This window comes from Vibrio rhodolitus, from assembly GCF_003350325.1.
Taxonomy (GTDB): Bacteria; Pseudomonadota; Gammaproteobacteria; order Enterobacterales; family Vibrionaceae; genus Vibrio; species Vibrio rhodolitus.
The window spans coordinates 1-21,427 of sequence record NZ_QLYZ01000009.1 but is presented as its reverse complement, the minus strand read 5'-3'; the positions used below and the strand labels follow the sequence as shown (position 1 = coordinate 21,427).

General features: G+C 46.1%; 19 protein-coding genes, 1 tRNA gene, 2 rRNA genes and 1 other RNA gene. 11 read left to right on the top strand and 12 right to left on the bottom strand.

The genetic code is table 11. From position 1 onward, the window contains the following. Positions 1-85 precede the first annotated feature (85 nt). Positions 86-292: a DUF1107 domain-containing protein gene (locus tag DPF93_RS10320; RefSeq protein WP_075649679.1), complete on the top strand. Its 207-nt coding sequence runs from the start codon at positions 86-88 to the stop codon at positions 290-292. A 51-nt stretch (positions 293-343) separates the two neighbouring features. Here DPF93_RS10320 and DPF93_RS10315 read toward each other — a convergent pair whose 3' ends face one another. Genes DPF93_RS10315 through DPF93_RS10305 form a run of 3 tightly spaced genes read right to left on the bottom strand, consistent with a single transcriptional unit; the run spans position 344 to position 3,365 of the window. Further along, on the bottom strand, positions 344-1,573 hold the full coding sequence (locus DPF93_RS10315; protein WP_114766100.1) for an FAD-dependent 2-octaprenylphenol hydroxylase: 1,230 nt from the start codon (positions 1,571-1,573) through the stop codon (positions 344-346). A gap of 21 nt (positions 1,574-1,594) precedes the next feature. Next, the gene (gene ubiH, locus DPF93_RS10310) at positions 1,595-2,773 is read right to left on the bottom strand and encodes a 2-octaprenyl-6-methoxyphenyl hydroxylase (RefSeq protein ID WP_114766099.1); all 1,179 of its coding nucleotides are present in this window, start codon (positions 2,771-2,773) and stop codon (positions 1,595-1,597) included. Positions 2,774-2,786: 13 nt separating this feature from the next. Continuing rightward, complete coding sequence (locus DPF93_RS10305) at positions 2,787-3,365, bottom strand: YecA/YgfB family protein (RefSeq protein ID WP_114766098.1); 579 nt, start codon at positions 3,363-3,365, stop codon at positions 2,787-2,789. A gap of 233 nt (positions 3,366-3,598) precedes the next feature. On the opposite strand from DPF93_RS10305, the gene DPF93_RS10300 reads away from it, so the two are divergent. The 5 genes from DPF93_RS10300 (at position 3,599) to serA (ending at position 7,057) form a co-directional block, all read left to right on the top strand. Further along, positions 3,599-3,928: a cell division protein ZapA gene (locus tag DPF93_RS10300; RefSeq protein ID WP_114766097.1), complete on the top strand. Its 330-nt coding sequence runs from the start codon at positions 3,599-3,601 to the stop codon at positions 3,926-3,928. A gap of 66 nt (positions 3,929-3,994) precedes the next feature. After that, positions 3,995-4,178: non-coding RNA, 6S RNA (ssrS, locus tag DPF93_RS10295), on the top strand. A 30-nt stretch (positions 4,179-4,208) separates the two neighbouring features. Then, positions 4,209-4,805: a 5-formyltetrahydrofolate cyclo-ligase gene (locus DPF93_RS10290; protein WP_114766198.1), complete on the top strand. Its 597-nt coding sequence runs from the start codon at positions 4,209-4,211 to the stop codon at positions 4,803-4,805. Between the two features lie 53 nt (positions 4,806-4,858). Next, positions 4,859-5,515 (top strand): ribose-5-phosphate isomerase RpiA, encoded by a 657-nt coding sequence (gene rpiA / locus DPF93_RS10285; RefSeq protein WP_114766096.1) that lies wholly within the window; start codon positions 4,859-4,861, stop codon positions 5,513-5,515. A gap of 312 nt (positions 5,516-5,827) precedes the next feature. Beyond that, positions 5,828-7,057, top strand: coding sequence for a phosphoglycerate dehydrogenase (gene serA, locus DPF93_RS10280; protein WP_114766095.1), 1,230 nt, complete (start codon positions 5,828-5,830; stop codon positions 7,055-7,057). An 84-nt stretch (positions 7,058-7,141) separates the two neighbouring features. On the opposite strand, the gene ilvN is transcribed toward serA, so the two are convergent. From ilvN to DPF93_RS10250, 6 genes are all read right to left on the bottom strand, one after another. Continuing rightward, positions 7,142-7,636, bottom strand: a complete 495-nt coding sequence (ilvN, locus tag DPF93_RS10275) for an acetolactate synthase small subunit (protein WP_114766094.1) — start codon at positions 7,634-7,636, stop codon at positions 7,142-7,144. Between the two features lies 1 nt (position 7,637). Next, positions 7,638-9,362: an acetolactate synthase 3 large subunit gene (locus tag DPF93_RS10270; protein WP_114766093.1), complete on the bottom strand. Its 1,725-nt coding sequence runs from the start codon at positions 9,360-9,362 to the stop codon at positions 7,638-7,640. Positions 9,363-9,738: 376 nt separating this feature from the next. Continuing rightward, positions 9,739-11,547: an AMP-dependent synthetase/ligase gene (locus DPF93_RS10265; RefSeq protein WP_114766092.1), complete on the bottom strand. Its 1,809-nt coding sequence runs from the start codon at positions 11,545-11,547 to the stop codon at positions 9,739-9,741. Between the two features lie 225 nt (positions 11,548-11,772). Then, positions 11,773-12,720, bottom strand: coding sequence for a transcriptional regulator LeuO (gene leuO / locus DPF93_RS10260; RefSeq protein WP_114766091.1), 948 nt, complete (start codon positions 12,718-12,720; stop codon positions 11,773-11,775). 314 nt (positions 12,721-13,034) lie between these two features. After that, positions 13,035-14,081 carry an MJ1255/VC2487 family glycosyltransferase gene (locus DPF93_RS10255; RefSeq protein ID WP_114766090.1) on the bottom strand — a complete coding sequence of 349 codons (1,047 nt, stop codon included), beginning with the start codon at positions 14,079-14,081 and terminating at the stop codon, positions 13,035-13,037. Positions 14,082-14,085: 4 nt separating this feature from the next. Further along, positions 14,086-14,613 carry a phosphatase PAP2 family protein gene (locus DPF93_RS10250; protein ID WP_114766089.1) on the bottom strand — a complete coding sequence of 176 codons (528 nt, stop codon included), beginning with the start codon at positions 14,611-14,613 and terminating at the stop codon, positions 14,086-14,088. Positions 14,614-15,154: 541 nt separating this feature from the next. On the opposite strand from DPF93_RS10250, the gene leuA reads away from it, so the two are divergent. From leuA to DPF93_RS10225, 5 genes are all read left to right on the top strand, one after another. Continuing rightward, the gene (gene leuA / locus DPF93_RS10245; RefSeq protein ID WP_114766088.1) at positions 15,155-16,702 is read left to right on the top strand and encodes a 2-isopropylmalate synthase; all 1,548 of its coding nucleotides are present in this window, start codon (positions 15,155-15,157) and stop codon (positions 16,700-16,702) included. An 80-nt stretch (positions 16,703-16,782) separates the two neighbouring features. Beyond that, positions 16,783-17,874 carry a 3-isopropylmalate dehydrogenase gene (gene leuB / locus DPF93_RS10240; RefSeq protein ID WP_075649664.1) on the top strand — a complete coding sequence of 364 codons (1,092 nt, stop codon included), beginning with the start codon at positions 16,783-16,785 and terminating at the stop codon, positions 17,872-17,874. 23 nt (positions 17,875-17,897) lie between these two features. Beyond that, positions 17,898-19,298 (top strand): 3-isopropylmalate dehydratase large subunit, encoded by a 1,401-nt coding sequence (gene leuC / locus DPF93_RS10235; protein ID WP_114766087.1) that lies wholly within the window; start codon positions 17,898-17,900, stop codon positions 19,296-19,298. A gap of 12 nt (positions 19,299-19,310) precedes the next feature. Continuing rightward, positions 19,311-19,913: a 3-isopropylmalate dehydratase small subunit gene (gene leuD, locus DPF93_RS10230; protein ID WP_114766086.1), complete on the top strand. Its 603-nt coding sequence runs from the start codon at positions 19,311-19,313 to the stop codon at positions 19,911-19,913. Positions 19,914-20,022: 109 nt separating this feature from the next. Beyond that, positions 20,023-20,805: a DUF547 domain-containing protein gene (locus DPF93_RS10225; RefSeq protein ID WP_114766085.1), complete on the top strand. Its 783-nt coding sequence runs from the start codon at positions 20,023-20,025 to the stop codon at positions 20,803-20,805. 49 nt (positions 20,806-20,854) lie between these two features. Here the strand turns inward: DPF93_RS10225 and rrf (DPF93_RS10220) are convergent. The 3 genes from rrf (DPF93_RS10220) to rrf (DPF93_RS10210) all read right to left on the bottom strand — a co-directional run bounded on the left by rrf (DPF93_RS10220) (position 20,855) and on the right by rrf (DPF93_RS10210) (position 21,283). Beyond that, a 5S ribosomal RNA gene (gene rrf, locus DPF93_RS10220) occupies positions 20,855-20,970 on the bottom strand. Positions 20,971-20,990: 20 nt separating this feature from the next. Then, a tRNA-Thr gene (locus tag DPF93_RS10215) sits at positions 20,991-21,066 on the bottom strand. A gap of 101 nt (positions 21,067-21,167) precedes the next feature. Continuing rightward, positions 21,168-21,283 (bottom strand): 5S ribosomal RNA (gene rrf / locus DPF93_RS10210). Positions 21,284-21,427 lie beyond the last annotated feature (144 nt).

The window sequence follows — 21,427 nt, the reverse complement described above, 5'->3', positions numbered from 1 at the left end:
CTGCACATTCCCCCATTACTATCACACTTTTAAAGCTGGGGAATACGTATAATTACAGTGCTTGCTAAACATGAAGGATACATTTATGAGACTGTTTAAGCGCTATACGCCAAGTATGATTGCTAAACACGTAAGTCGGCTATTTAAAGGAAGAATCTATATCTACGGCGTAGGTAAGTTTGAGTTTGATAACGGTAAACTTATCCTTCCAGAGAGAGCAGAGCGAAGACACTATCAAGCTGTCAAAGAAGTAAATCAGGAAATCATGAAGCTACGTTGCGCGTACGCTTAGCCTGAGAAAGAATTGCAAAAAAGGGTTGGCACTGCCAACCCTTTTTGTCTGTTACAACTGCGTCGAGGAAAGCGAATACTTCGCAAGGTCAGGCAAATCGCCTTTCAAACCCAATGCCCGCTTCATGATTTCATCTTTAGCGCCCGGCAATTGTCCTGCAAGTTGCATCCCGATACCACGAATCAGCTTCTTGGCTGGGTTATCACCTTCAAACAAATCTCTAAAGCCTTGCATCGCAGCAATCATTTTCGCCGCTTCAGCTTTACGCCAACGCTCATAGCCACGCAAATTGCGTTTAGTGCCAATATCCTGACCTGCCTGCCAAAGCGTGGTTAGCTCTTGAGCTAAGCTTGCTGCATCTAACAGCCCTAAGTTCACCCCCTGCCCAGCAAGCGGATGAATGGTATGAGCCGCATCGCCAACCAAAGCGACGCGCTCAGTGACAAAATCACGCGCATAACGCATTTTCAGCGGGAAAGCGAAACGCTCACCAATCACTTCACACAACCCAAGGCGAGCACCAAACTCAGCGGTCAGCGCTTTATTAAACTCCAGCTTATCCATCGCTACCAAGCGTTCAGCACGGCTTGGCTCAGTTGACCACACGATAGAACTCATTTGGCTACCACCCATAGGTAAAAATGCCAAAGGTCCTTGCGGGGTAAAGATCTGACGCGCGACTTTCTCGTGTGGCTCTTGGGTCCAAACATTGGCAACCAGCGCACTGTGTCCATAATCCCAATGCGTCAATGGAATATCTTGCTGACGGCGAACCCAAGAATTGGCACCATCCGCTCCAACCACCAGCTTCGCCGTAAGTGATTGACCATTATCTAAGGTTAACCAAGCTTCACTTTCGCCAATTGCCATGGTTTGACATTGCGCAGGCATAAATAACGTCACATTACTTTGCTGTTGGACTTGCTCTAATAACGCCAATTGAATCACGCGATTTTCGACGATATGACCAAGATCGGGCTGCGCCATTTTCTTTGCATCAAACTCAATGCGTGCAAAGCTGTCTTGCTCCCACACTTCCATTGCCATGTACGGCGAAGCACGGCGGTCAACAATACCTTGCCATGCGCCAAGGTTACGCAGAATCGTTTCACTTGAACGACTTAAGGCAGAAACGCGCACATCCGCTAATTCTTGCAGTTCACTGTCCGGAACACGGCTTTCAATCACTGCAATGCGCAATTCAGAATCCTTCAGCGCTGCAGCAAGCGCAAGACCGACCATGCCGCCACCCACAATTGCAATATCTACACTTTGCATCATTTTATTGAATCCTTTTCAGCGCTAGCGCGCGACTAAACCTAAAGTTCTTTGCAGTAATGGCGCTTTGAGCGGAGCTAGGTTATCCATCAAAGCTAAACCTAGATTGCGTCCAATTCGTAGCGACAAATAATCATTTGAAAACAAATGCACCAAGGATGAGGTCAAGGTGATGGTGCCAATACGGTCTGCTTCGCGACGCTGTCTAAAAGCGCTCAGTACTGAGTAGGCGCCCACATCGTCTAACGAATTCATCATCTCTTCAGCCAAGCTTGCCACATCACGAATACCTAAGTTGAAACCTTGTCCGGCAATCGGATGTAGGGTTTGCGCTGCATTACCGACAATCGCAAAACGGTGCGAAGTATTTTGCTCGCGATAGCGCAGCAACAGCGGGTAACTTGCACGAGCCCCCACCTGTGTTAAACGCCCGAGTCGCCAGCCAAAATCGTGTTGTAGCTGCGCTAAAAACGCTTGCTCATCAAGCTGCAATACTTGCTGAGCGCGCTCTGGTCGTAGGCACCAGACCAGCGACATACGATTGTCACTCATCGGCAACAAGGCCACAGGTCCTTGCTCGGTGAACCTTTCAAACGCGCGACCTTGATGTGGTTGCTCGGTACGAATATTGGCGATCACAGCAACTTGCTCAAAGTCGTGTTCGCGCAACTCAATCCCCAACTGCTGACAACATGAAGAGATCGCGCCATCAGCCGCAACAAGCAACTTACACTGCACCTGCTCACCACTTTTTAGTGTCACAAGACAATGGCTCGCCGTGCGTTTGACTTGCGTAACTGCTTCCGGGCTCAGCAATTCGATCTGCTTAGATTGCGTAACTTTCTGCTGATAGAGGCGACCAACATCGGCAAGTTCAACCACATAACCTAATGCCGACACATTAAGATCTTGATGATCAATCTCTGTCATCCCTGCATGAGAGCGATCAGAAACATGGATATGCTTAATGGCTGTCGCAACTGGAGCAATATCACCCCATAGATTTAACTGCTTAAGGATCTGTACCGTGCCATACGAGAGGGCGATTGAACGAGAATCAAAGCCAGGGTGGGCTTGATGATCGACCACAAATGGTTCGACAACTGCAATACTCAAACGGCCTTGTGACAGGCTATCAAGTGCCAAAGCAAGCGTCATACCTGCCATCGCACCACCAGCAATTACCACATCAAACTGCTTCATTTTGACAACCTAGTTAGTGAATCGTTGGTGCAGCTTCTTGCTGATTCGGTTTTTGACCAAATTCTGCGTGGATCGTCAGCACACACACTTTGATGTGCTCCACCACTTGCTCAAGCAGCACCGCTTGCTCTTGCATATCATCTTCTTCATCGATACCCAGCTTAGCAATTTCTTCAAGGTCGCTCAGCGCCTCTTTTGCTTGGCTTGAGGCTTTTTTAAGATCGGTTGCGACCAAACCTAAGCCAGAGATAAAGTGGTTAACCCAATCGGCTACACCATCTGCGATATCAAATAAGCTTGCGCTTGCCTCTTCATCAGGCAACAACAGTGACAGCTCCATATCCGTACCGGTCATTTCTTTGATCGTCGCATCTAATGTTTGCTGCGCAAGCGTTAAAGCTTTATCCGGCCATCCCATCCCTTCATTGGTGTAATCAAAAATGAGTGGCTGCCAACTCTTGTCAGTTAAGCTCAAACCACCACTTAACATACCCGTAAGCAAGCCATGTAATTCCGATGGATTGACGGCTAAACCGGCTGATTGCATTTCGCTGGCGAAGGTTAAGTAATCTGGAAGGGTGATCTTACTCATGGATAAACCTAAATTTTGAAATAATACTTAATCCTACCACTTACACGGATAAGCGAAAATGTACAACTGGTGAATAATGCGCGCCTTTTATGCAATTTGCCCAATTACTGTGTGATTGTCCTGTGTTTTAGCGTTGTTGCACGGGAAAGACTTGAATCTTAACATCGCTTTTTCTATAGTTTCCCCCTCGGTGATGGTCTGCATTGTCACCTTAATTTAAGTGTAGAGTGGATATGAGTAGCCAAGCGGTAGAAGTTGAAATTTTAGGAAAGTTAACGCGCGTTAACTGCCCAGCTGGTCAGGAAGAAGCGCTGCTTCAGGCGGCCAAACGACTCAATGATCGTTTGAAAGACATGACAGACAAGACTAAAGTGACCAACGAGGTGCATTTATTGACCATCGCGGCGCTCAACTTTTGCTATGACTTAGAGACTCGTGACTCCTCAACACAGCAGCATGAAGAGTTGCAATCACAACTGAATGAGCGAATGGAAAAGCTCACAGCGTCACTTGATGATGCACTAAGTAAAATACAGCCAGGAAAGCCAGTACCTTTTGCTTGAAACGATTTTTCTTAGTTGGGCATTTAATCGCTGGACTTAACCACAGCAGCACGACTAAGATCCAGTATTACCCTGGAGTGTACGTTAGTGGGATTATGTCCCTGAGCCGATAAGCAATCCTTAAGGGTTAGTACTTGAAGGCTATTGAGCAAGCTCGGCATGTACCGAGAAGCCTACGGTCATCATTGCTGATCCGCCTTGAACCAGCTGGTTCAAGGGTCTAAATCTCCAACGGCACTCTGGGGTATCCTTCGATACCCTTTCTAACTCGGGTATCAAGATGAATCTTTCACGACAAGAATTTCGTCAGCAAATTCGCCAACTCAGACGACAACTCTCACCACAATTTCAACAGCAAGCAGGTGTTAGACTGGTCGAGCAGTTTTCCACTCTGCCAGAGCTCACTAGTGCACAACATATCGCACTCTATCTCAGTGCCGATGGTGAAGTAGATACCCACCCCCTGATTGAATGGTTATGGCAGCAAGGCAAACAAGTCTATCTACCGGTGATTCATCCTTTCTCTAAAGGTCACCTTCTTTTTCTCCACTACCAAACCAATACCGAAATGGTATTAAATCAATACCGCATTCTTGAGCCCAAACTCAAACAGCACCTAATTCAACCTTTAGCCAAACTTGATCTCATCTGCACCCCATTGGTTGCCTTTGACTCAACCGGTCATCGCTTGGGCATGGGTGGAGGCTACTACGATCGCACTTTAGCCCCGTGGTTTCACGCCGGACAAGGCGCCAAACCAATTGGCTTAGCGCACGATTGTCAGCATGTCAGCCAGTTACCCATCGAGTCTTGGGATGTGCCACTACCAAAAATAGTGACACCGAGCAGGATATGGCAATGGGAAAGTCATCTCTGAGGGTATATAATCCGCGCGCAAACGTTAACTATCCATCCAGTTAGGAGATGAGCATGACTCAAGATGAGATGAAAAAAGAAGCAGCATGGGCTGCGCTTAAGTATGTAGAGAAAGACAGCATTGTAGGCGTAGGTACTGGCTCAACCGTTAATCACTTCATCGATGCACTAGGTACAATCAAAGATGATATCAAAGGTGCGGTATCAAGCTCAGAAGCATCAACGCAACGCCTAAAAGATCTTGGCATTGAAGTGTTTGACTGTAATGACGTAATAAAACTCGATATCTACGTTGATGGCGCGGATGAAATCAATGCTCATCGCGATATGATCAAAGGTGGTGGCGCAGCACTAACTCGTGAAAAGATCGTGGCAGCTATCTCTGAGAAATTCATCTGTATCGTCGACGATACAAAAGCGGTCGATATCTTAGGTCAATTCCCACTACCAGTTGAAGTTATTCCTATGGCACGTTCATACGTTGCGCGTGAACTGGTAAAACTGGGTGGTGATCCTGCGTACCGTGAAGGCGTGATCACTGACAACGGTAACGTGATCTTAGATGTACACAACATGCAGATCGTTAACCCTAAAGAGATGGAACGTGCTATCAACGCGATTCCTGGCGTAGTTACTGTGGGGCTATTTGCTGCTCGCGGCGCAGATGTCGTGATCACAGGTACTCCAAACGGCGCAAAAATCGAAGAATAACCGCCTAACTGGCAAAGTTTGATGAGCGGGTTTAAATAACACTTCTCTAATCAACTACTAACCAGCGATTCTGTTATTTCATTACAAGCGACCCTCTTTCGGGTCGCTTTTGTATTTTCTGTGCCTAAAAATTATTCATTATTCCGTAATTTTCTTACCCAAAGCAGATTTTTTTTGTTAACTTAGTGAGCAGAAGACGCACAAGGAAAACGTTTGCGCTCCTAAAAATCGGCTAATCAACATTCTGTTTTAGCTGTTTGAATGCAATGTGCGCCAGTTCAGCCCCCTTTCCCCATTTTAAGGATGAAGACAATGGCCAAAGTTTCACTGGAAAAAGACAAAATAAAAATACTACTTCTAGAAGGTCTGCACCCATCTTCAGTAGAAGTTTTACAAGCTGCAGGTTATACCAATATCGAATACCACAAGGGCTCGTTACCGGAAGAAGAGCTACTTGAAGCGGTTAAAGATGCGCATTTCATTGGTATCCGTTCGCGTACCAACCTTTCACAACAAGTGATTGATGCAGCAGAAAAACTGGTTGCGATTGGCTGTTTCTGTATCGGTACTAACCAAGTTGATCTTAACGCGGCAGCGGTACGCGGTATTCCAGTATTCAACGCGCCGTTTTCAAACACGCGCAGCGTCGCTGAATTAGTCCTTGGTCAAATCCTACTGCTACTGCGTGGTATTCCAGAGAAAAACGCACTGGCACATCGTGGTATTTGGAAAAAAAGCGCCGATAACTCTTACGAAGCTCGTGGTAAACGTCTAGGTATTATTGGTTACGGTCACATCGGTACTCAGCTTGGTATTATTGCGGAAAACCTCGGTATGCGAGTTTACTACTACGATATCGAAAACAAACTATCACTTGGTAACGCGACGCAAGTGGCAACGATGAGCGAGCTACTGAACAAGTGTGATGTGATTTCACTGCATGTTCCTGAAACCCCAGAAACCAAGAATATGATGGGTGCTGATGAGTTTGCTCGCATGAAGCCTGGCGCAATCTTTATTAACGCCGCGCGCGGCACTGTGGTGGATATTGAAGCGCTATGTCATTCGCTAGAAGCCGGTCATATCTCTGGCGCGGCGATCGACGTGTTCCCAACCGAACCTAAGACCAACGCAGACCCATTTGAGTCGCCACTGCAAAAATACGACAACGTGATCTTAACGCCACACGTAGGTGGTTCGACCCAAGAAGCACAAGAAAATATCGGTGTGGAAGTGGCTGGCAAGCTGGCGAAATACTCAGACAACGGTTCAACACTATCAAGCGTGAACTTCCCTGAAGTTGCGCTACCAGAGCATCGTGACTGCTCACGTCTGCTGCACATTCACCAAAACCGCCCAGGTATTTTGACGCAAATTAACACCATCTTCGCCGAAGAAGGAATCAACATTGCTGGTCAGTATCTGCAAACGGCGGCTGACATCGGTTATGTGGTTATTGATGTCGAAACAGAACGCTCTAAAGAAGCTTTAGAGAAACTAAAAGAGATTGAAGGCACGATTCGCGCACGTATCCTGCACTAATCGCGGCTTAAACGCTTAGAAACACAAAACCACCGCGTAATGCGGTGGTTTTTTATGGTAATTAGCAAATTGTAGTGCGACTTTCTAAGGTCTTAGCGCTCGCTCACCACGAGTAATGCCCACCACGCCACTGCGCGCCACTTCAATCACTTCCGTCACTTCAGAAAGCGCCTGAATAAAGGCATCGAGCTTTTCGCTTGTTCCGGTTAGCTGCACTGTGTATTGCGCAGCCGTCACATCGACAATCTGACCCCGGAAGATATCTGCGGTACGTTTGACTTCTGCGCGAGCAAAGCCGCTAGCTTTGACCTTAACCATCAGAAGTTCACGTTCAATGTGCTCAAGCTCTGTCACTTCTTGCACTTTGAGTACATCAATCAGCTTATGCAATTGCTTTTGGATCTGCTCTAATTCGAGATCATCAGAGATGGTCGTGATGTTCAAACGCGATAAAGTCTCATCATCAGTTGGCGAAACCGTCAAAGATTCAATGTTATAGCCACGTTGTGAGAACAGACCAACCACACGAGACAAAGCACCAGGTTGGTTTTCTAGTAGTAGTGAAATGATATGTCTCATATTAGGTACGCTCCGTCTTGCTTAGCCACATCTTATCCATACCCTCACCTTTAATTTGCATTGGGTATACGTGCTCAGTTTCATCGACATTGATATCAACAAACACCAAACGATCTTTCATCTCAAGGGCTTGTTTTAAGCCAGACTCGAGCTGATCCGGCGTTTCAATGCGGATACCGACATGACCATACGCTTCAGCAATCGCAGCAAAGTCAGGTACAGAACTCATGTAAGAGTTGGAGTGGCGACCTTGATAAATAATATCTTGCCACTGCTTCACCATACCTAAGAAACGGTTGTTTAAGTTGATAATTTTCACTGGGATATCGTACTGCATGGCAGTCGATAGCTCCTGAATATTCATCTGAATACTGCCATCACCTGTCACTACCACCACTTCTTCATCCGGCTTAGCAAATTTCACCCCCATGCCAGCAGGTAAACCAAAGCCCATGGTGCCAAGACCACCAGAGTTAATCCAACGGCGTGGCTTATTGAACGGATAGTAAAGCGCGGCAAACATTTGATGCTGACCGACATCCGAAGCAACATAAGCATCACCATTAGTTAAGCGATGCAAGGTTTCAATAACTTGCTGCGGCTTAATGCGCTCAGGAGAAGTTTCATAACTCAGGCACTCTTTATCACGCCAAGTCTGAATTTCATCCCACCATGTGTTAAGCGCTTGCTCATCATTACTGCCACCTTGCTCCACCAGCAAGCTGACCATAGATTCAAGCACTTTGTCAGCCGAGCCAACAATCGGCAAGTCTGCTTTAACGTTTTTCGAAATCGATGATGGGTCAATATCAATATGCATTACGCGTGCATTTGGGCAGTACTTTTCCAGATTATTGGTAGTCCGGTCATCAAAACGCACCCCAATACCAAAGATAAGATCCGCATCATGCATCGCCATATTGGCTTCATAGGTGCCATGCATACCCAGCATACCCAAGGAGTTTTTATGGGTACCAGGGAAAGCCCCCAGCCCCATCAGCGTACTCACTACCGGAAGATTAAGGGTTTCCGAAAGTTTCAAAAGAGGTGCATCCGCTTGCGAGATCACCGCGCCACCACCGACATAAAGCACTGGCTTCTTCGCATCTAATAGCGCTTTAAGTGCTTTTTTGATCTGACCTTTGTGACCGGTTGTGGTTGGCTTGTATGAGCGCATCGAAACCGACGCAGGATACTCATAAGGGAATTTGAATTGGGGATTAATCACGTCTTTTGGCAGGTCAATTAACACCGGACCAGGACGACCTGTGGTAGCAATATAAAAGGCTTTTTTAACCGTTTCAGGAATGTCTTCTGCTTTTTTCACCAAAAAACTGTGTTTTACAACTGGACGTGAGACACCAACAATGTCGCACTCTTGGAAGGCATCATTACCAATCAAGTTGTTCGGCACGTTACCAGAAATGACAATCATTGGGATTGAGTCCATATACGCGGTAGCGATACCCGTGATGGTATTCGTGGCACCAGGTCCAGAACAGACCAACACTACACCTGGCTTACCCGTTGCGCGGGCATAACCGTCAGCCATATGGGTCGCGGCTTGTTCATGACGAACTAAAACATGTTTAATTTGGTCGGTTTTAGCATGAAGAGCATCATAGATATCCAGAACAGAACCACCTGGATAACCAAAAATTTGTTCAACGCCTTCTTCGATAAGAGATTGAACGACCATCTCATTACCGGACAACATTGCTGCCATATTATTCTCCTTATCTGCGCCAGCTAATCAGGTCAATAAACTGCGCAGTAGTCACATAGTCTAGGGCTTACTTTTAGCCTAATTAGAAAGACTTCCACTTCTTCTCTATGCCTTGCGTTCAGTCATAACAAAACACAAGATACGGCAACAAATGTAACGTTTTCTTAGCAAGGAATCTATTGCGACTTTTCTCCCATTACCGACACAATTCTAAGAAACAGGATGTTATTAGATAAACCAGCATAAGCGTGGCATACCCGCAGCATCAAATTAGGTAAATCCCAACAAAAAAGGTGGATAATATTTATCCACCTTTGTGCGAAAAAAATCCCCAGCACTGCTGGGGATCTCACTTGTTCGATACAGGACTTAGCGACTACTTGTCTGAGTGCTTGTCGTTGTACATTTCTTCGATTTCATTGTGATACTTATCGTGAATGACTTTACGACGCAGTTTTTGTGTCGGCGTTAATTCACCATCGTCCATCGAGAAAGCTTTTGGTAATAGCTTAAACTTCTTAACTTGTTCAAACTTAGCCAGTTCTTTTTGCAGATCGTTAACACGCTTTTCGAGCATCTCAATGATCTGGTTGTGCTTAATCAACTCAACACGATCGTGATACTTAATGTTTAGCTCTTTCGCGTACTCTTCCAAGCTATCAAAACATGGCACGATAAGCGCTGAAACAAACTTACGTGTATCCGCGATAACCGCAATCTGCTCAATGAAATGGTCTTTACCGATGGCACCTTCAACGACTTGTGGCGCAATGTACTTACCATTAGACGTTTTCATCAGCTCTTTGATACGGTCGGTGATAAACAGGTTACCATTCTCATCGATATGACCCGCATCACCGGTCTTCAAGAAGCCATGCTCATCGAACGTTTCCGCGGTCTCTTTTGGCATCTTGTAGTAGCCACGCATCACCATAGGACCACGCACTAAGATCTCATTGTTCTCACCGATCTTAACTTGCGCACCTGGCATCGACATACCAATTGAGTCAGGGTTGAAGCACTTATCATCCCAGCATGAAACCGTTGCTGTGGTTTCTGTCATGCCGTAGCCAAGCTTCACGTTGATACCAATCGCATGGAAAAAGCGACCGATGGTTTCATCCAGCTTTGCACCACCACATGGCATAAAGTTAATTCGACCACCCAGTAGCGCACGCAACTTAGACAGTACGAGCTTATCCGCCAGCTTGTGTGACTTCTTCAACATCAAAGAAGGCTTGCGTCCTTCCTGATGACAAACTGCCATTTTCGCGCCCATATTGACCGCCCAAGTAAACATTACCTTGCGGATAAATGGTGCTTTAGCCACTTTTTCGTGGATCGCCGAGAAGATCTTCTCATAGAAGCGTGGCACTGCACTCATTACTGTTGGGCGTACTTCACTCAGTGCATCTCGCACTTGCATCGTGTCTTGTAGGTAGCAGTTTGTTGCACCTTTATAAAGCACGTAGAAAGTCCACGCTCGCTCAAACACGTGCGATAGTGGTAGAAAACAGAGTGATACATCTTCTTGAGATAAGCTGAGTCGCTCATCATGACCTTGCAACTGAGCGGCAATGTTGCCGTAGTCCAGCATTACACCTTTTGGTTGCCCTGTGGTACCTGAGGTATAAATTAAGGTAAGAAGATCATCTAGACTCGCTTGGTCTAGACGCACATCAAGTTCAGCTTGGTGTGACTCATTACCTTTAGCAATAAAATCATTCCAACTGATGGCAAATTCATGCTCAGCAATATCAATGCCTTCCGACATCGCGACAACCAACTCAAGTTGTTCACATTGTTCAAAAATAGAAACCGCAGCATCAAATTGAGCTTGTTCACCAACAAACAGCACTTTTACATCCGCATTTTGCAGAATATAAGCAGACTGATCCGCCGTGTTGGTTGGATAAATAGGTACAATCACACCACGCAATTGCATCGCAGCAAAATCTGCAATTGTCCATTGTGGCATGTTGTTAGAGAAGATCCCTATCTTGTCTTGAACTCTCAATCCTTGAGCCAATAGTGCAAGTGACATTGCATCCACTTGCTGACCAAATTGCGTCCAGCTAATGCTTTGCCATGAGCCATCAACTTTGTGCTTAAGAGCCGTGCGCTCTTTGCCTTTTGCAATCTGTTCGCGAATTCGTTTAACGATGTGAAAATCTAAATTGGCCATCTTTTCTACCTTTAAGCTTACACCTGTAAGCTTTTTGCGCGCACAGTGTACATTTCAAGCAAAAAAAGGCAACTGACACGTATCAAACTTATAAGAAAAAGCTCCGAGGTCACGATTCGTTCGGAGCTTTTCTATACTGACAAGTCTGTTATTTGTGCGAATAGCGCATCAGCTAGAGGCAATTAACCAAATATAATTCAATCGGTTGAACTCACATTTGCCAAGTTAAGCTTCACGGCATACTTCAATCAAACGATCTCGTAACCAAATATGTCCTTGATCTTTTTCATTCGATTCATGCCAGCTAAGGTAGCCGCAAATGCTGGTGTTACTTAACGGAGTAGGCAAGATTTGCAATTGTTGCTTATTGGCTGCATTTTCCACCATCCAGCGAGGAGCAATCGCGATAAGCTCAGACTGACCCACTACATACAGCAAATTACTCAAGCTCGCGCCTTCATACGCGATGTTAACGTCAACGCCTTGATAGGCTTGCTCAGAGATATTTGGTTGCCCCACCGCCTGCGATAATCTTGCATGACGCTCTGCCAGCAATGCGCTGCTAGAGATGGTGTTTTGAATACGTGGATGCCCTTTGCTTGCCACCACCACCAGTTCGTCTTTAAACAGCTCAATATTGTGCATTCCTTGCTCGTCAAAGCGGCGATAGTCGATAACCAAGTCAATATTCTGGTTACGCATACGCTCGGCAATTTCACTGTCATGCTCGGCATCAACATGCAATTTCACTTCAGGCGCATTCTCTTGCAGATAAGCCATGATTCTTGGCGCGAACCGCATGTCACATGGACTACACAATGACAAGTTGAACTGGCGAGCTGAAGTTTCCGGCGTGAAATCTGCGGTAGGAAGTTGGTTGCGGATCAATTGCAGTGCTTGACGAATAGGCACAAACAATTGACGAGCGCGTTGTGTTGGCTGAATACCACGACCTTGACGGATAAAGAGTTCATCACTAAACATCACTTTTAAGCGTGCAACTGCGTTGCTCACTGCTGGTTGTGACATTCCAAGGTTATGTGCAGCGCGGGTAATATTTTGCTCTTGCATTACGGCATCGAACACCGTTAGCAAATTTAGGTCAACGCCACGAAGGACAGATTCCATACGGTTGGTTAATGGCGGGTTTACAGCATCTCTTGTATCAGTCATCAATCGTTTCCCTATTATGTATGCGACAAAAGTAACCAAGAAAACAACACCCTCTTGGTTAAATTGAATTGAGGTAATTATTTGTTATTTAGATATTTGCTTAACGATTGAGACTATTGACTAATTGATTACTGATGAGCAAATGGATTGATAAGTAATCATAATTTTTTATGATAATTAGCTTTAATCAGTTTTAAATCAGAAACTTAGCATAAACATAAAAATAGCTAAATTGAGGTTTTTTCAACAATTTAGTGACTATTAACCCCAAGGTTTGGCTGGATCCCAAGCGTTGCACTTGAGATCCATCAGGTTCAAACATTCACTGCGTAACTTGGGAAATCAACCTGCCCCCACAGTTGTTCAGTTAATTGATGGGTACAATCCCATTTTCCTTGCATTAACCATTCAACGATCGCCGCAGCGACATCCGGATAACTGACGCTCTCTCCGGGAGATTCATCAAGCCAAGCCCGCACACACGAAGCATCAAGATACTCCATGCTACTGGCAAGCCCCAACTGTTCTAAGGTTGCCACATTCGATAACTGTTCAAACTGACCACTCAATGGCTTGAGCAACAGCTTTTTACCTAACGTCAGTGCTTCAGAGGGGAGCTCAAAACCACCATTGGCAATGATCCCTGAGCAGCGATGCAGATAATGATGAAAACCATCCAAACTGAGCGGGTAGAAATGGATATTGTCGATTTGCTGATGCTCGATAACCTCAGGATGGAAACAGATAAAACTCTGCTGAGTAAAACGCAGCAGTAGCTCAGTAATGTCATCTAAACTTTCAAAGGGCAGGTACACCAGAACATAAGGCAAAGCCTCAACCTGCGAAGAAGTGGTGTGCACAATAGGTGGTAAGATGGGTTGATTGAAGTGATACCAGTGCAAACCAATGTGATAAGTACTCGGGGCAAAGTAGTGGATCACCCATTTATCTAACCAGTTGGCTCCTTTTAGTGGCACAGAGTAACGAAACGCGTTTTGATGACTTATGCTGATCACAGGCTTGTTCTGCTGCTTCGCCGCCCAAGCCGAGACTGGCTCAAAATCATTGAGGATCACATCATATTGCGATAAGTCTAACTCTTGTACCTCGCGCCAAAAACCGAGCAAGCTATTGTTGAGCGCGGTTTTACTGTAATTCACCCTACCCTTTTCAGTGACAAAGGTCAGCCCGCGACGCGTCTGGTATGAACCAAACGCCTCCATAGCAAAGTACTTATCAGCCTCACGACCAGAAAATAAAAAATCGACCTCGATTGAGTTCTTCTCTAGTGCTGCACTCATCGCCCTTGCGCGTGCGATGTGCCCATTGCCTGTGCCTTGCACGCCATATAACACTCTCATCTGACTAACTCCCTAGCCACTGCAGAGCAACACGCGCGCAGGCAATCCCGAGCAGAGCGCCTAAGATCACATCAGTTAGAAAATGCACACCAAGCAGAATGCGGGCAAAAGCGATCAGCGTAGCCCACACAAAAGCGATGCCAGCCAGAGATGGGAAACAATAACTGATCAAGACCGCCATTAAAAATGCCGCAGCGGTATGACCGGAAGGCAAACTGTAACGATCAGAAGGCGTAATAAATGAACTAATTAACGGAGTTAACTCTTGAGGGCGCCGACGCTTGAACAGGTTTTTACTCAGCCAATAAATAGGTAACTCGATGGTAAACGCAAATAGCCCGAGTAACAAAAAGAGTTTGCCCACTTCACCGCCTAGCCACCAAGCTAGCGCCCCAATCACAGCGTATAGGTGCCCATCACCGGTATGTGATATGGCTTTACTAAGATGTGAGATTGGGTAACGGAATCGGTTTTGCAGACAAAACAGAGAAAAAGCCAAATCAAACTTGGCAATGGGTTCTATCGCACGCATAAGTCAGATCCTTACAAGTGATACTCTGTTTAACTTAGAAGCGAACAATGACAGCACCATGAAGCTTTGGCGTGATTAGCATGACAGTCGCGTTTTTCCGACCCACAAGATAGATCGCTCAGTTGAATATCTTTAACCTCACTTTTCTATTTATACATTTATAAAACAAATTGTTAGTACGAGTGCTTTTGTAGAACAGCAGCAGTAAATGTTGCACTGCGCGGAGGAGTGGAAAAAAAATGACCAATTTTGCCATTTACGGTTGACTCATCATGCTGAGTACGGTACTAATTCTATTAACTTAAATATGTGGATTCATTAACTCTCTTAGGAAGTAGTTAACAATGACAAATCATTTCTCTATCCTGCTAAGCCTCCTCCTGATCGTGAACCAATCGCGCGGGTAGGCTGTGGAAGAGAAATAACCACAACGAATTACACAAAACCCGCAACAAATTGCGGGTTTTTTTATGTTCAAATACAGGAAGTAAACGTTTAAATCCCCGTAACAAGCGGATAAACGACGTATAAGGAAGCAGCTATGAACGATCAGGTCATTATCTTCGACACCACATTACGTGATGGCGAACAAGCATTGTCAGCCAGTTTGACGGTTAAAGAGAAACTGCAAATTGCTTATGCTTTAGAGCGTCTGGGCGTAGACGTGATTGAAGCAGGCTTCCCAGTATCGTCCCCAGGGGATTTTGAATCGGTTCAAACCATTGCCCGTAATATCAAAAATAGCCGCGTTTGTGCACTATCACGCGCGGTCGCTAAAGATATTGATGCGGCAGCAGAAGCGTTAAAAGTTGCCGAAGCATTCCGTATTCACACCTTTATCTCCACTTCAACCGTCCATGTGCAAGATAAGCTACGCCGCAGTTACGATGATGTGGTAGAGATGGGCGTTAAAGCGGTAAAACATGCGCGCCAATACACCGATGATGTCGAGTTCTCTTGTGAAGATGCTGGTCGCACACCGATCGACAATCTGTGTCGTATGGTGGAAGCCGCAATCAATGCTGGCGCAAGCACAGTCAACATTCCCGATACAGTAGGCTACACCGTACCAAATGAATTTGGCGGCATTATCGAAACGCTATTTAACCGCGTGCCCAATATAGATAAAGCCATCATCTCGGTTCACTGTCATGACGATTTAGGTATGTCGGTTGCAAACTCAATTGCAGCCGTTCAAGCGGGCGCGCGCCAAATTGAAGGCACCATTAATGGTATTGGTGAACGCGCAGGTAACTGCTCGCTAGAAGAGATCGCAATGATCCTTAAAACTCGCCAAGAGCTACTTGGTGTACATACCGGAATTAAACACGACGAAATTCACCGCACCAGCAAGTTGGTCAGCCAACTATGCAACATGCCGATCCAGAGTAATAAAGCCATTGTTGGTGCCAATGCATTTAGTCACTCTTCCGGTATCCACCAAGACGGCATGTTAAAGAACAAAAACACTTACGAGATCATGACGCCAGAGTCGATTGGTCTGAAAAATCAGGCGCTAAACTTAACCTCTCGTAGTGGTCGTGCGGCAGTGAAAAGCCATATGGATACAATGGGTTATAAAGAAGACGAATATAACCTAGACGCGTTATACGCAGATTTCTTGAAACTAGCCGACCGAAAAGGGCAAGTGTTCGACTACGACCTAGAAGCGTTAATGCACTTCTCTAACCTGCGTGAAGAAGACGACTTCTACAAATTAAACTACCTAAGCGTCCAGTCAGGTAGTGTGATGGCGACAACCAGCATCAAGATTCAATGTGGTGATACAGAGAAGAGTGAAGCCGCCGTGGGCAATGGTCCAGTCGATGCTCTTTACCAATGTATTTACCGTGTGACGGGCTACGACATTGTTTTGGATAAGTTCGATCTAACCGCCAAAGGCGAAGGTGAAGATGGTTTAGGTCAAGCTGACATCATCGCTAACTATAAAGGTCGTAAGTACCATGGTACCGGCGTCTCGACCGACATCGTTGAAGCATCAGGACAAGCATTGCTACACGTAATTAATAGCATCCACCGCGCTGATGAAATCGAGCAGATGAAGCAAAAGAAGATCGCCACTGTATAGGATGACAAACAAACGCTGCCTGTCGCGGCGTTTGAATAAATTAAAAAAGCAGCACAACGCAAAAAAGTTAAAGGACGACCATGACAGACAAGACATACAAAATCGCGGTACTCGCTGGCGATGGAATTGGACCAGAAGTAATGGCTCAAGCAAACAAGGTGCTTGATGCAATTGAAAAGAAACATGCCATTCAATTTGAGCGCGATGCGCATGATGTCGGTGGCATCGCGATTGATAACCATGGTACGCCGCTGCCAGAAAGTACTGTAGCCGCGTGTGAAGCCGCTGATGCAGTACTATTTGGCTCTGTAGGCGGTCCAAAATGGGAACACCTGCCACCAAACGATCAACCTGAGCGTGGCGCCCTGTTACCTCTGCGTAAGCACTTCCAACTATTTTGTAATCTGCGTCCAGCACAAATCCATTCGGGGCTGGAAGCTTTCTCACCTTTGCGTGCTGACATCTCTGAGCGCGGTTTTGATATTGTCGTAGTCCGCGAACTGACTGGTGGTATCTACTTTGGTCAACCTAAAGGTCGTGAAGGTGAAGGCGCTAACGAAAAAGCTTTCGATACCGAGGTTTACCACCGTTTCGAGATTGAGCGCATTGCTAAGATCGCCTTTGAATCAGCGCGTCTACGCGATAAGAAAGTCTGCTCTATCGATAAAGCCAACGTACTGCAAAGCTCCATTTTATGGCGTGAAGTGGTGGAAGAGATCGCCAAAGATTACCCAGATGTCGAGCTTTCACACATGTACATCGATAACGCCACCATGCAACTAATTAAAGATCCGGCGCAATTCGATGTAATGCTATGTTCAAACATCTTCGGTGACATCATTTCCGATGAATGCGCAATGATCACTGGCTCAATGGGGATGCTTCCTTCAGCCTCTCTAAACGAAAGCAAGTTCGGTCTATATGAACCAGCTGGCGGCAGCGCACCGGATATCGCCGGTAAAAACATCGCTAACCCAGTCGCGCAAATCCTATCAGCAGCACTGATGCTACGTTACAGCCTAGGTGAAGAAGCGGCGGCGCAAGATATTGAAGTGGCAGTAAGTAAAGCGCTCGCAGCAGGTGAACTTACCGCTGATCTCGCTGGCAATAATCCGGCACTATCGACCTCAGAGATGGGCGATAAGATCGCAAGCTACATTCTAAATTCATAATAATTACACGGAAGTAAATGAGTATGGGCAAAACATTATATCAAAAAGTCTACGACGCACACGTTGCCGTCGCAGCTGAGGGTGAAAACCCGATTTTGTATATCGACCGACATTTAGTGCATGAAGTGACCTCGCCACAAGCTTTTGATGGGCTGCGCGAGAAAGGGCGTAAAGTGCGTCAAGTGAGTAAGACCTTCGCCACTATGGACCACAACGTATCAACCACAACCAAAGATATTAATGCTTCCGGTGAGATGGCGCGTATCCAGATGGAAACGCTGTCTAAAAACTGTGAAGAGTTCGGGGTTACGCTTTACGATATCAATCACAAATACCAAGGCATTGTCCATGTTATGGGACCAGAGCTTGGTATTACCCTGCCGGGTATGACGATCGTCTGTGGCGACTCTCACACTGCTACACATGGTGCATTCGGTTCACTGGCCTTTGGTATCGGCACCTCAGAAGTAGAACACGTACTGGCGACGCAGACGCTTAAACAAGCGCGCGCTAAAACCATGAAGATCGAAGTTCAAGGCAAAGTTGCCCCGGGAATCACAGCCAAAGACATCGTACTGGCTATTATCGGTAAAACCACTGCCGCAGGTGGCACTGGCTATGTGGTTGAGTTCTGCGGTGAAGCGATTCGCGACTTAACCATGGAAGGTCGTATGACCGTATGTAACATGGCTATCGAGTTAGGTGCAAAAGCGGGTCTTATCGCGCCAGATGACACCACGTTTGAATACATCAAAGGTCGTAAATTTGCACCAACTGGTGCTGATTGGGATGCAGCGGTTGAATACTGGCAAACCCTACGCACTGATGACGATGCGGAGTTTGATGCAGTCGTTACCCTGCAAGCAGCTGATATCAAACCGCAAGTCACTTGGGGCACTAACCCAGGACAAGTAATTGCAGTAGATGCACCAATTCCAGCCCCGACCAGTTTCGCAGATCCGGTTGAAAAAGCTTCGGCAGAGAAAGCACTGGCCTACATGGGGTTAGAAGCTGGTAAGTCACTGTCTGACTACTCGGTCGATAAAGTATTTGTTGGCTCTTGTACCAACTCACGCATTGAAGATATGCGTGCTGCTGCGGCTGTCGCGAAAGGACGTAAAGTCGCATCACATGTACAAGCGTTAATTGTCCCTGGCTCAGAGCAAGTCAAAGCGCAAGCCGAAGCGGAAGGTCTAGATACCATCTTTAAAGAAGCGGGCTTTGAATGGCGCCTGCCAGGCTGCTCGATGTGTTTGGCAATGAACAACGACCGATTAGGTCCTCATGAGCGCTGCGCTTCGACTTCAAACCGTAACTTTGAAGGTCGCCAAGGTCGTGATGGTCGCACCCATCTAGTCAGCCCTGCGATGGCTGCGGCGGCTGCAATTGCTGGTCACTTTGTTGATATTCGTGAGTTGGATTAAGGAGAATCAAACATGTCAGGTTTTAAACAACACACAGGCTTGGTTGTTCCTCTAGATGCAGCGAACGTTGATACCGATGCAATTATTCCTAAGCAATTTCTACAGAAAGTGTCACGCTTAGGTTTCGGCAAACACCTATTTCATGACTGGCGTTTTCTTGATGACGCAGGCGAGCAACCAAACCCTGAGTTTGTAATGAATGCACCACGCTATCAAGGCGCGTCAATTCTGCTTGCGCGTGAAAACTTTGGCTGTGGATCTTCACGTGAACACGCGCCATGGGCACTTGCTGATTACGGTATTAAAGCGATGATCGCACCAAGCTTTGCCGATATCTTCTACGGCAACTCGATCAACAACCAAATGGTACCAGTGCGCTTGACTGAGCAGGAAGTCGATGAAATCTTCCAATTTGTTGATGCTAACCAAGGCGCGCAAGTAGAAGTGGATCTTGAAGCCAATGTAGTAAGAGCGAATGGCAAAGAATACCGCTTTGAAATCGATAGCTTCCGTCGCCACTGCCTACTAAATGGTTTAGACAACATCGGGCTGACCTTGCAGCACGAAGATAAAATCGCCGAGTACGAAAGTAACATTCCAAACTTTTTAGCTTAAGCGAAACATATAAAGGTTGGCCGTTGCCAACCTTTTTTGTGTCATCTGAAATATTTACTTATTGGTGTAGGTCTAATAGATAACGTGTTCAAAAGATTGAGTAATATCCATGGCTAGATTCGCTATTGTTACCCTTGCCCTATTTTCATTGCCGCTTTATGCCGCGCCGGAGGCGAAACTTTGGAGTTATTGGCAGCAAAGCAATGAAAACAATTCAGCCGAGATCTCCCATCAAGCTTGGCAAGAGATCCTTGATCGCTATATATCAAAGCAAGGTGAACACCATCTGTTTGCCTATTCAGCCGTCTCGCAAGGTGATAATGCCAAACTGGACCGTTACTTAAGCCAAATGGCACAACTCAATCCACTGCAATACTCCAAAGACGAGCAATATGCCTATTGGGTTAACCTCTACAATGCGATCACTGTTGACCTTATCTTAGAAGAGTATCCGGTGAAATCGATTACCAAGCTTGGTGGTTTGTTTAGTTTTGGTCCATGGGATGAGGAGGTCATTACCATCAATGGTAAAACCATCACTCTAAATGATATTGAACACCGTATTCTGCGCCCTATCTGGCAAGATCCGCGCACTCATTACGCAGTAAACTGCGCCAGCTTAGGTTGCCCTAACCTTCAACAACAAGCGTTTAGCGCAGACAACACTGAGCAGTTACTTGAAAAGGCAGCAATAAGCTTTATCAACAGTAACAAAGGCGCGCAGATTGAAGGTAACGAACTGATCGTCTCTTCAATTTATGATTGGTTTGCAGAAGACTTTGCGATAGATGGTGGGGTAAGAGCACATCTAGAGCAATATAGCCCACAGCTAAAAAGTGCACCGGGCCAAATTGACTATGAGTATGACTGGTCACTTAACGAAAAACGTTAATCGCTAAAACGAAAAAGCCCCGACCGATTGGTCAGGGCTCTGAAATGTTACCTGGCGATGTCCTACTCTCACATGGGGAAGCCCCACACTACCATCGGCGCTACTTCGTTTCACTTCTGAGTTCGGCATGGAATCAGGTGGGTCCAAAGCGCTATGGTCGCCAAGAAAATTCTTTTAAATTTAGATGGTGCTGATACCCAGAATCGAACTGGGGACCTCATCCTTACCAAGGATGCGCTCTACCGACTGAGCCATATCAGCACACAAAATCTGTGTCCTTTGGGACTAAAAAAGCCCGTTCTGCAAACGGGCTCTTTCAACTGCTGTCTTCACCTTTTAAAAAGGCAAAAACCAAAATTAAAGCCTGGCGATGTCCTACTCTCACATGGGGAAGCCCCACACTACCATCGGCGCTAATTCGTTTCACTTCTGAGTTCGGCATGGAATCAGGTGGGTCCAAATCGCTATGGTCGCCAAGCAAATTCTTTAATCTGGAAAGCTGTTTTCAGTTCTTACACATTCAATGTTCTATTTGAGTCCAATCAAAACCCCTTGGGTGTTGTATGGTTAAGCCTCACGGGCAATTAGTATCAGTTAGCTCAATGCCTCACAGCACTTACAC

What these genes read in the sequence shown, in the direction of transcription:
- DPF93_RS10320 (WP_075649679.1), top strand. Translation starts at nt 86, where the DNA reads ATGAGACTGTTTAAGCGCTATACGCCAAGTATGATTGCTAAACACGTA.
- DPF93_RS10315 (WP_114766100.1), bottom strand. Translation starts at nt 1,573, where the DNA reads ATGATGCAAAGTGTAGATATTGCAATTGTGGGTGGCGGCATGGTCGGT.
- ubiH (WP_114766099.1), bottom strand. Translation starts at nt 2,773, where the DNA reads ATGAAGCAGTTTGATGTGGTAATTGCTGGTGGTGCGATGGCAGGTATG.
- DPF93_RS10305 (WP_114766098.1), bottom strand. Translation starts at nt 3,365, where the DNA reads ATGAGTAAGATCACCCTTCCAGATTACTTAACCTTCGCCAGCGAAATG.
- DPF93_RS10300 (WP_114766097.1), top strand. Translation starts at nt 3,599, where the DNA reads ATGAGTAGCCAAGCGGTAGAAGTTGAAATTTTAGGAAAGTTAACGCGC.
- DPF93_RS10290 (WP_114766198.1), top strand. Translation starts at nt 4,209, where the DNA reads ATGAATCTTTCACGACAAGAATTTCGTCAGCAAATTCGCCAACTCAGA.
- rpiA (WP_114766096.1), top strand. Translation starts at nt 4,859, where the DNA reads ATGACTCAAGATGAGATGAAAAAAGAAGCAGCATGGGCTGCGCTTAAG.
- serA (WP_114766095.1), top strand. Translation starts at nt 5,828, where the DNA reads ATGGCCAAAGTTTCACTGGAAAAAGACAAAATAAAAATACTACTTCTA.
- ilvN (WP_114766094.1), bottom strand. Translation starts at nt 7,636, where the DNA reads ATGAGACATATCATTTCACTACTACTAGAAAACCAACCTGGTGCTTTG.
- DPF93_RS10270 (WP_114766093.1), bottom strand. Translation starts at nt 9,362, where the DNA reads ATGGCAGCAATGTTGTCCGGTAATGAGATGGTCGTTCAATCTCTTATC.
- DPF93_RS10265 (WP_114766092.1), bottom strand. Translation starts at nt 11,547, where the DNA reads ATGGCCAATTTAGATTTTCACATCGTTAAACGAATTCGCGAACAGATT.
- leuO (WP_114766091.1), bottom strand. Translation starts at nt 12,720, where the DNA reads ATGACTGATACAAGAGATGCTGTAAACCCGCCATTAACCAACCGTATG.
- DPF93_RS10255 (WP_114766090.1), bottom strand. Translation starts at nt 14,081, where the DNA reads ATGAGAGTGTTATATGGCGTGCAAGGCACAGGCAATGGGCACATCGCA.
- DPF93_RS10250 (WP_114766089.1), bottom strand. Translation starts at nt 14,613, where the DNA reads ATGCGTGCGATAGAACCCATTGCCAAGTTTGATTTGGCTTTTTCTCTG.
- leuA (WP_114766088.1), top strand. Translation starts at nt 15,155, where the DNA reads ATGAACGATCAGGTCATTATCTTCGACACCACATTACGTGATGGCGAA.
- leuB (WP_075649664.1), top strand. Translation starts at nt 16,783, where the DNA reads ATGACAGACAAGACATACAAAATCGCGGTACTCGCTGGCGATGGAATT.
- leuC (WP_114766087.1), top strand. Translation starts at nt 17,898, where the DNA reads ATGGGCAAAACATTATATCAAAAAGTCTACGACGCACACGTTGCCGTC.
- leuD (WP_114766086.1), top strand. Translation starts at nt 19,311, where the DNA reads ATGTCAGGTTTTAAACAACACACAGGCTTGGTTGTTCCTCTAGATGCA.
- DPF93_RS10225 (WP_114766085.1), top strand. Translation starts at nt 20,023, where the DNA reads ATGGCTAGATTCGCTATTGTTACCCTTGCCCTATTTTCATTGCCGCTT.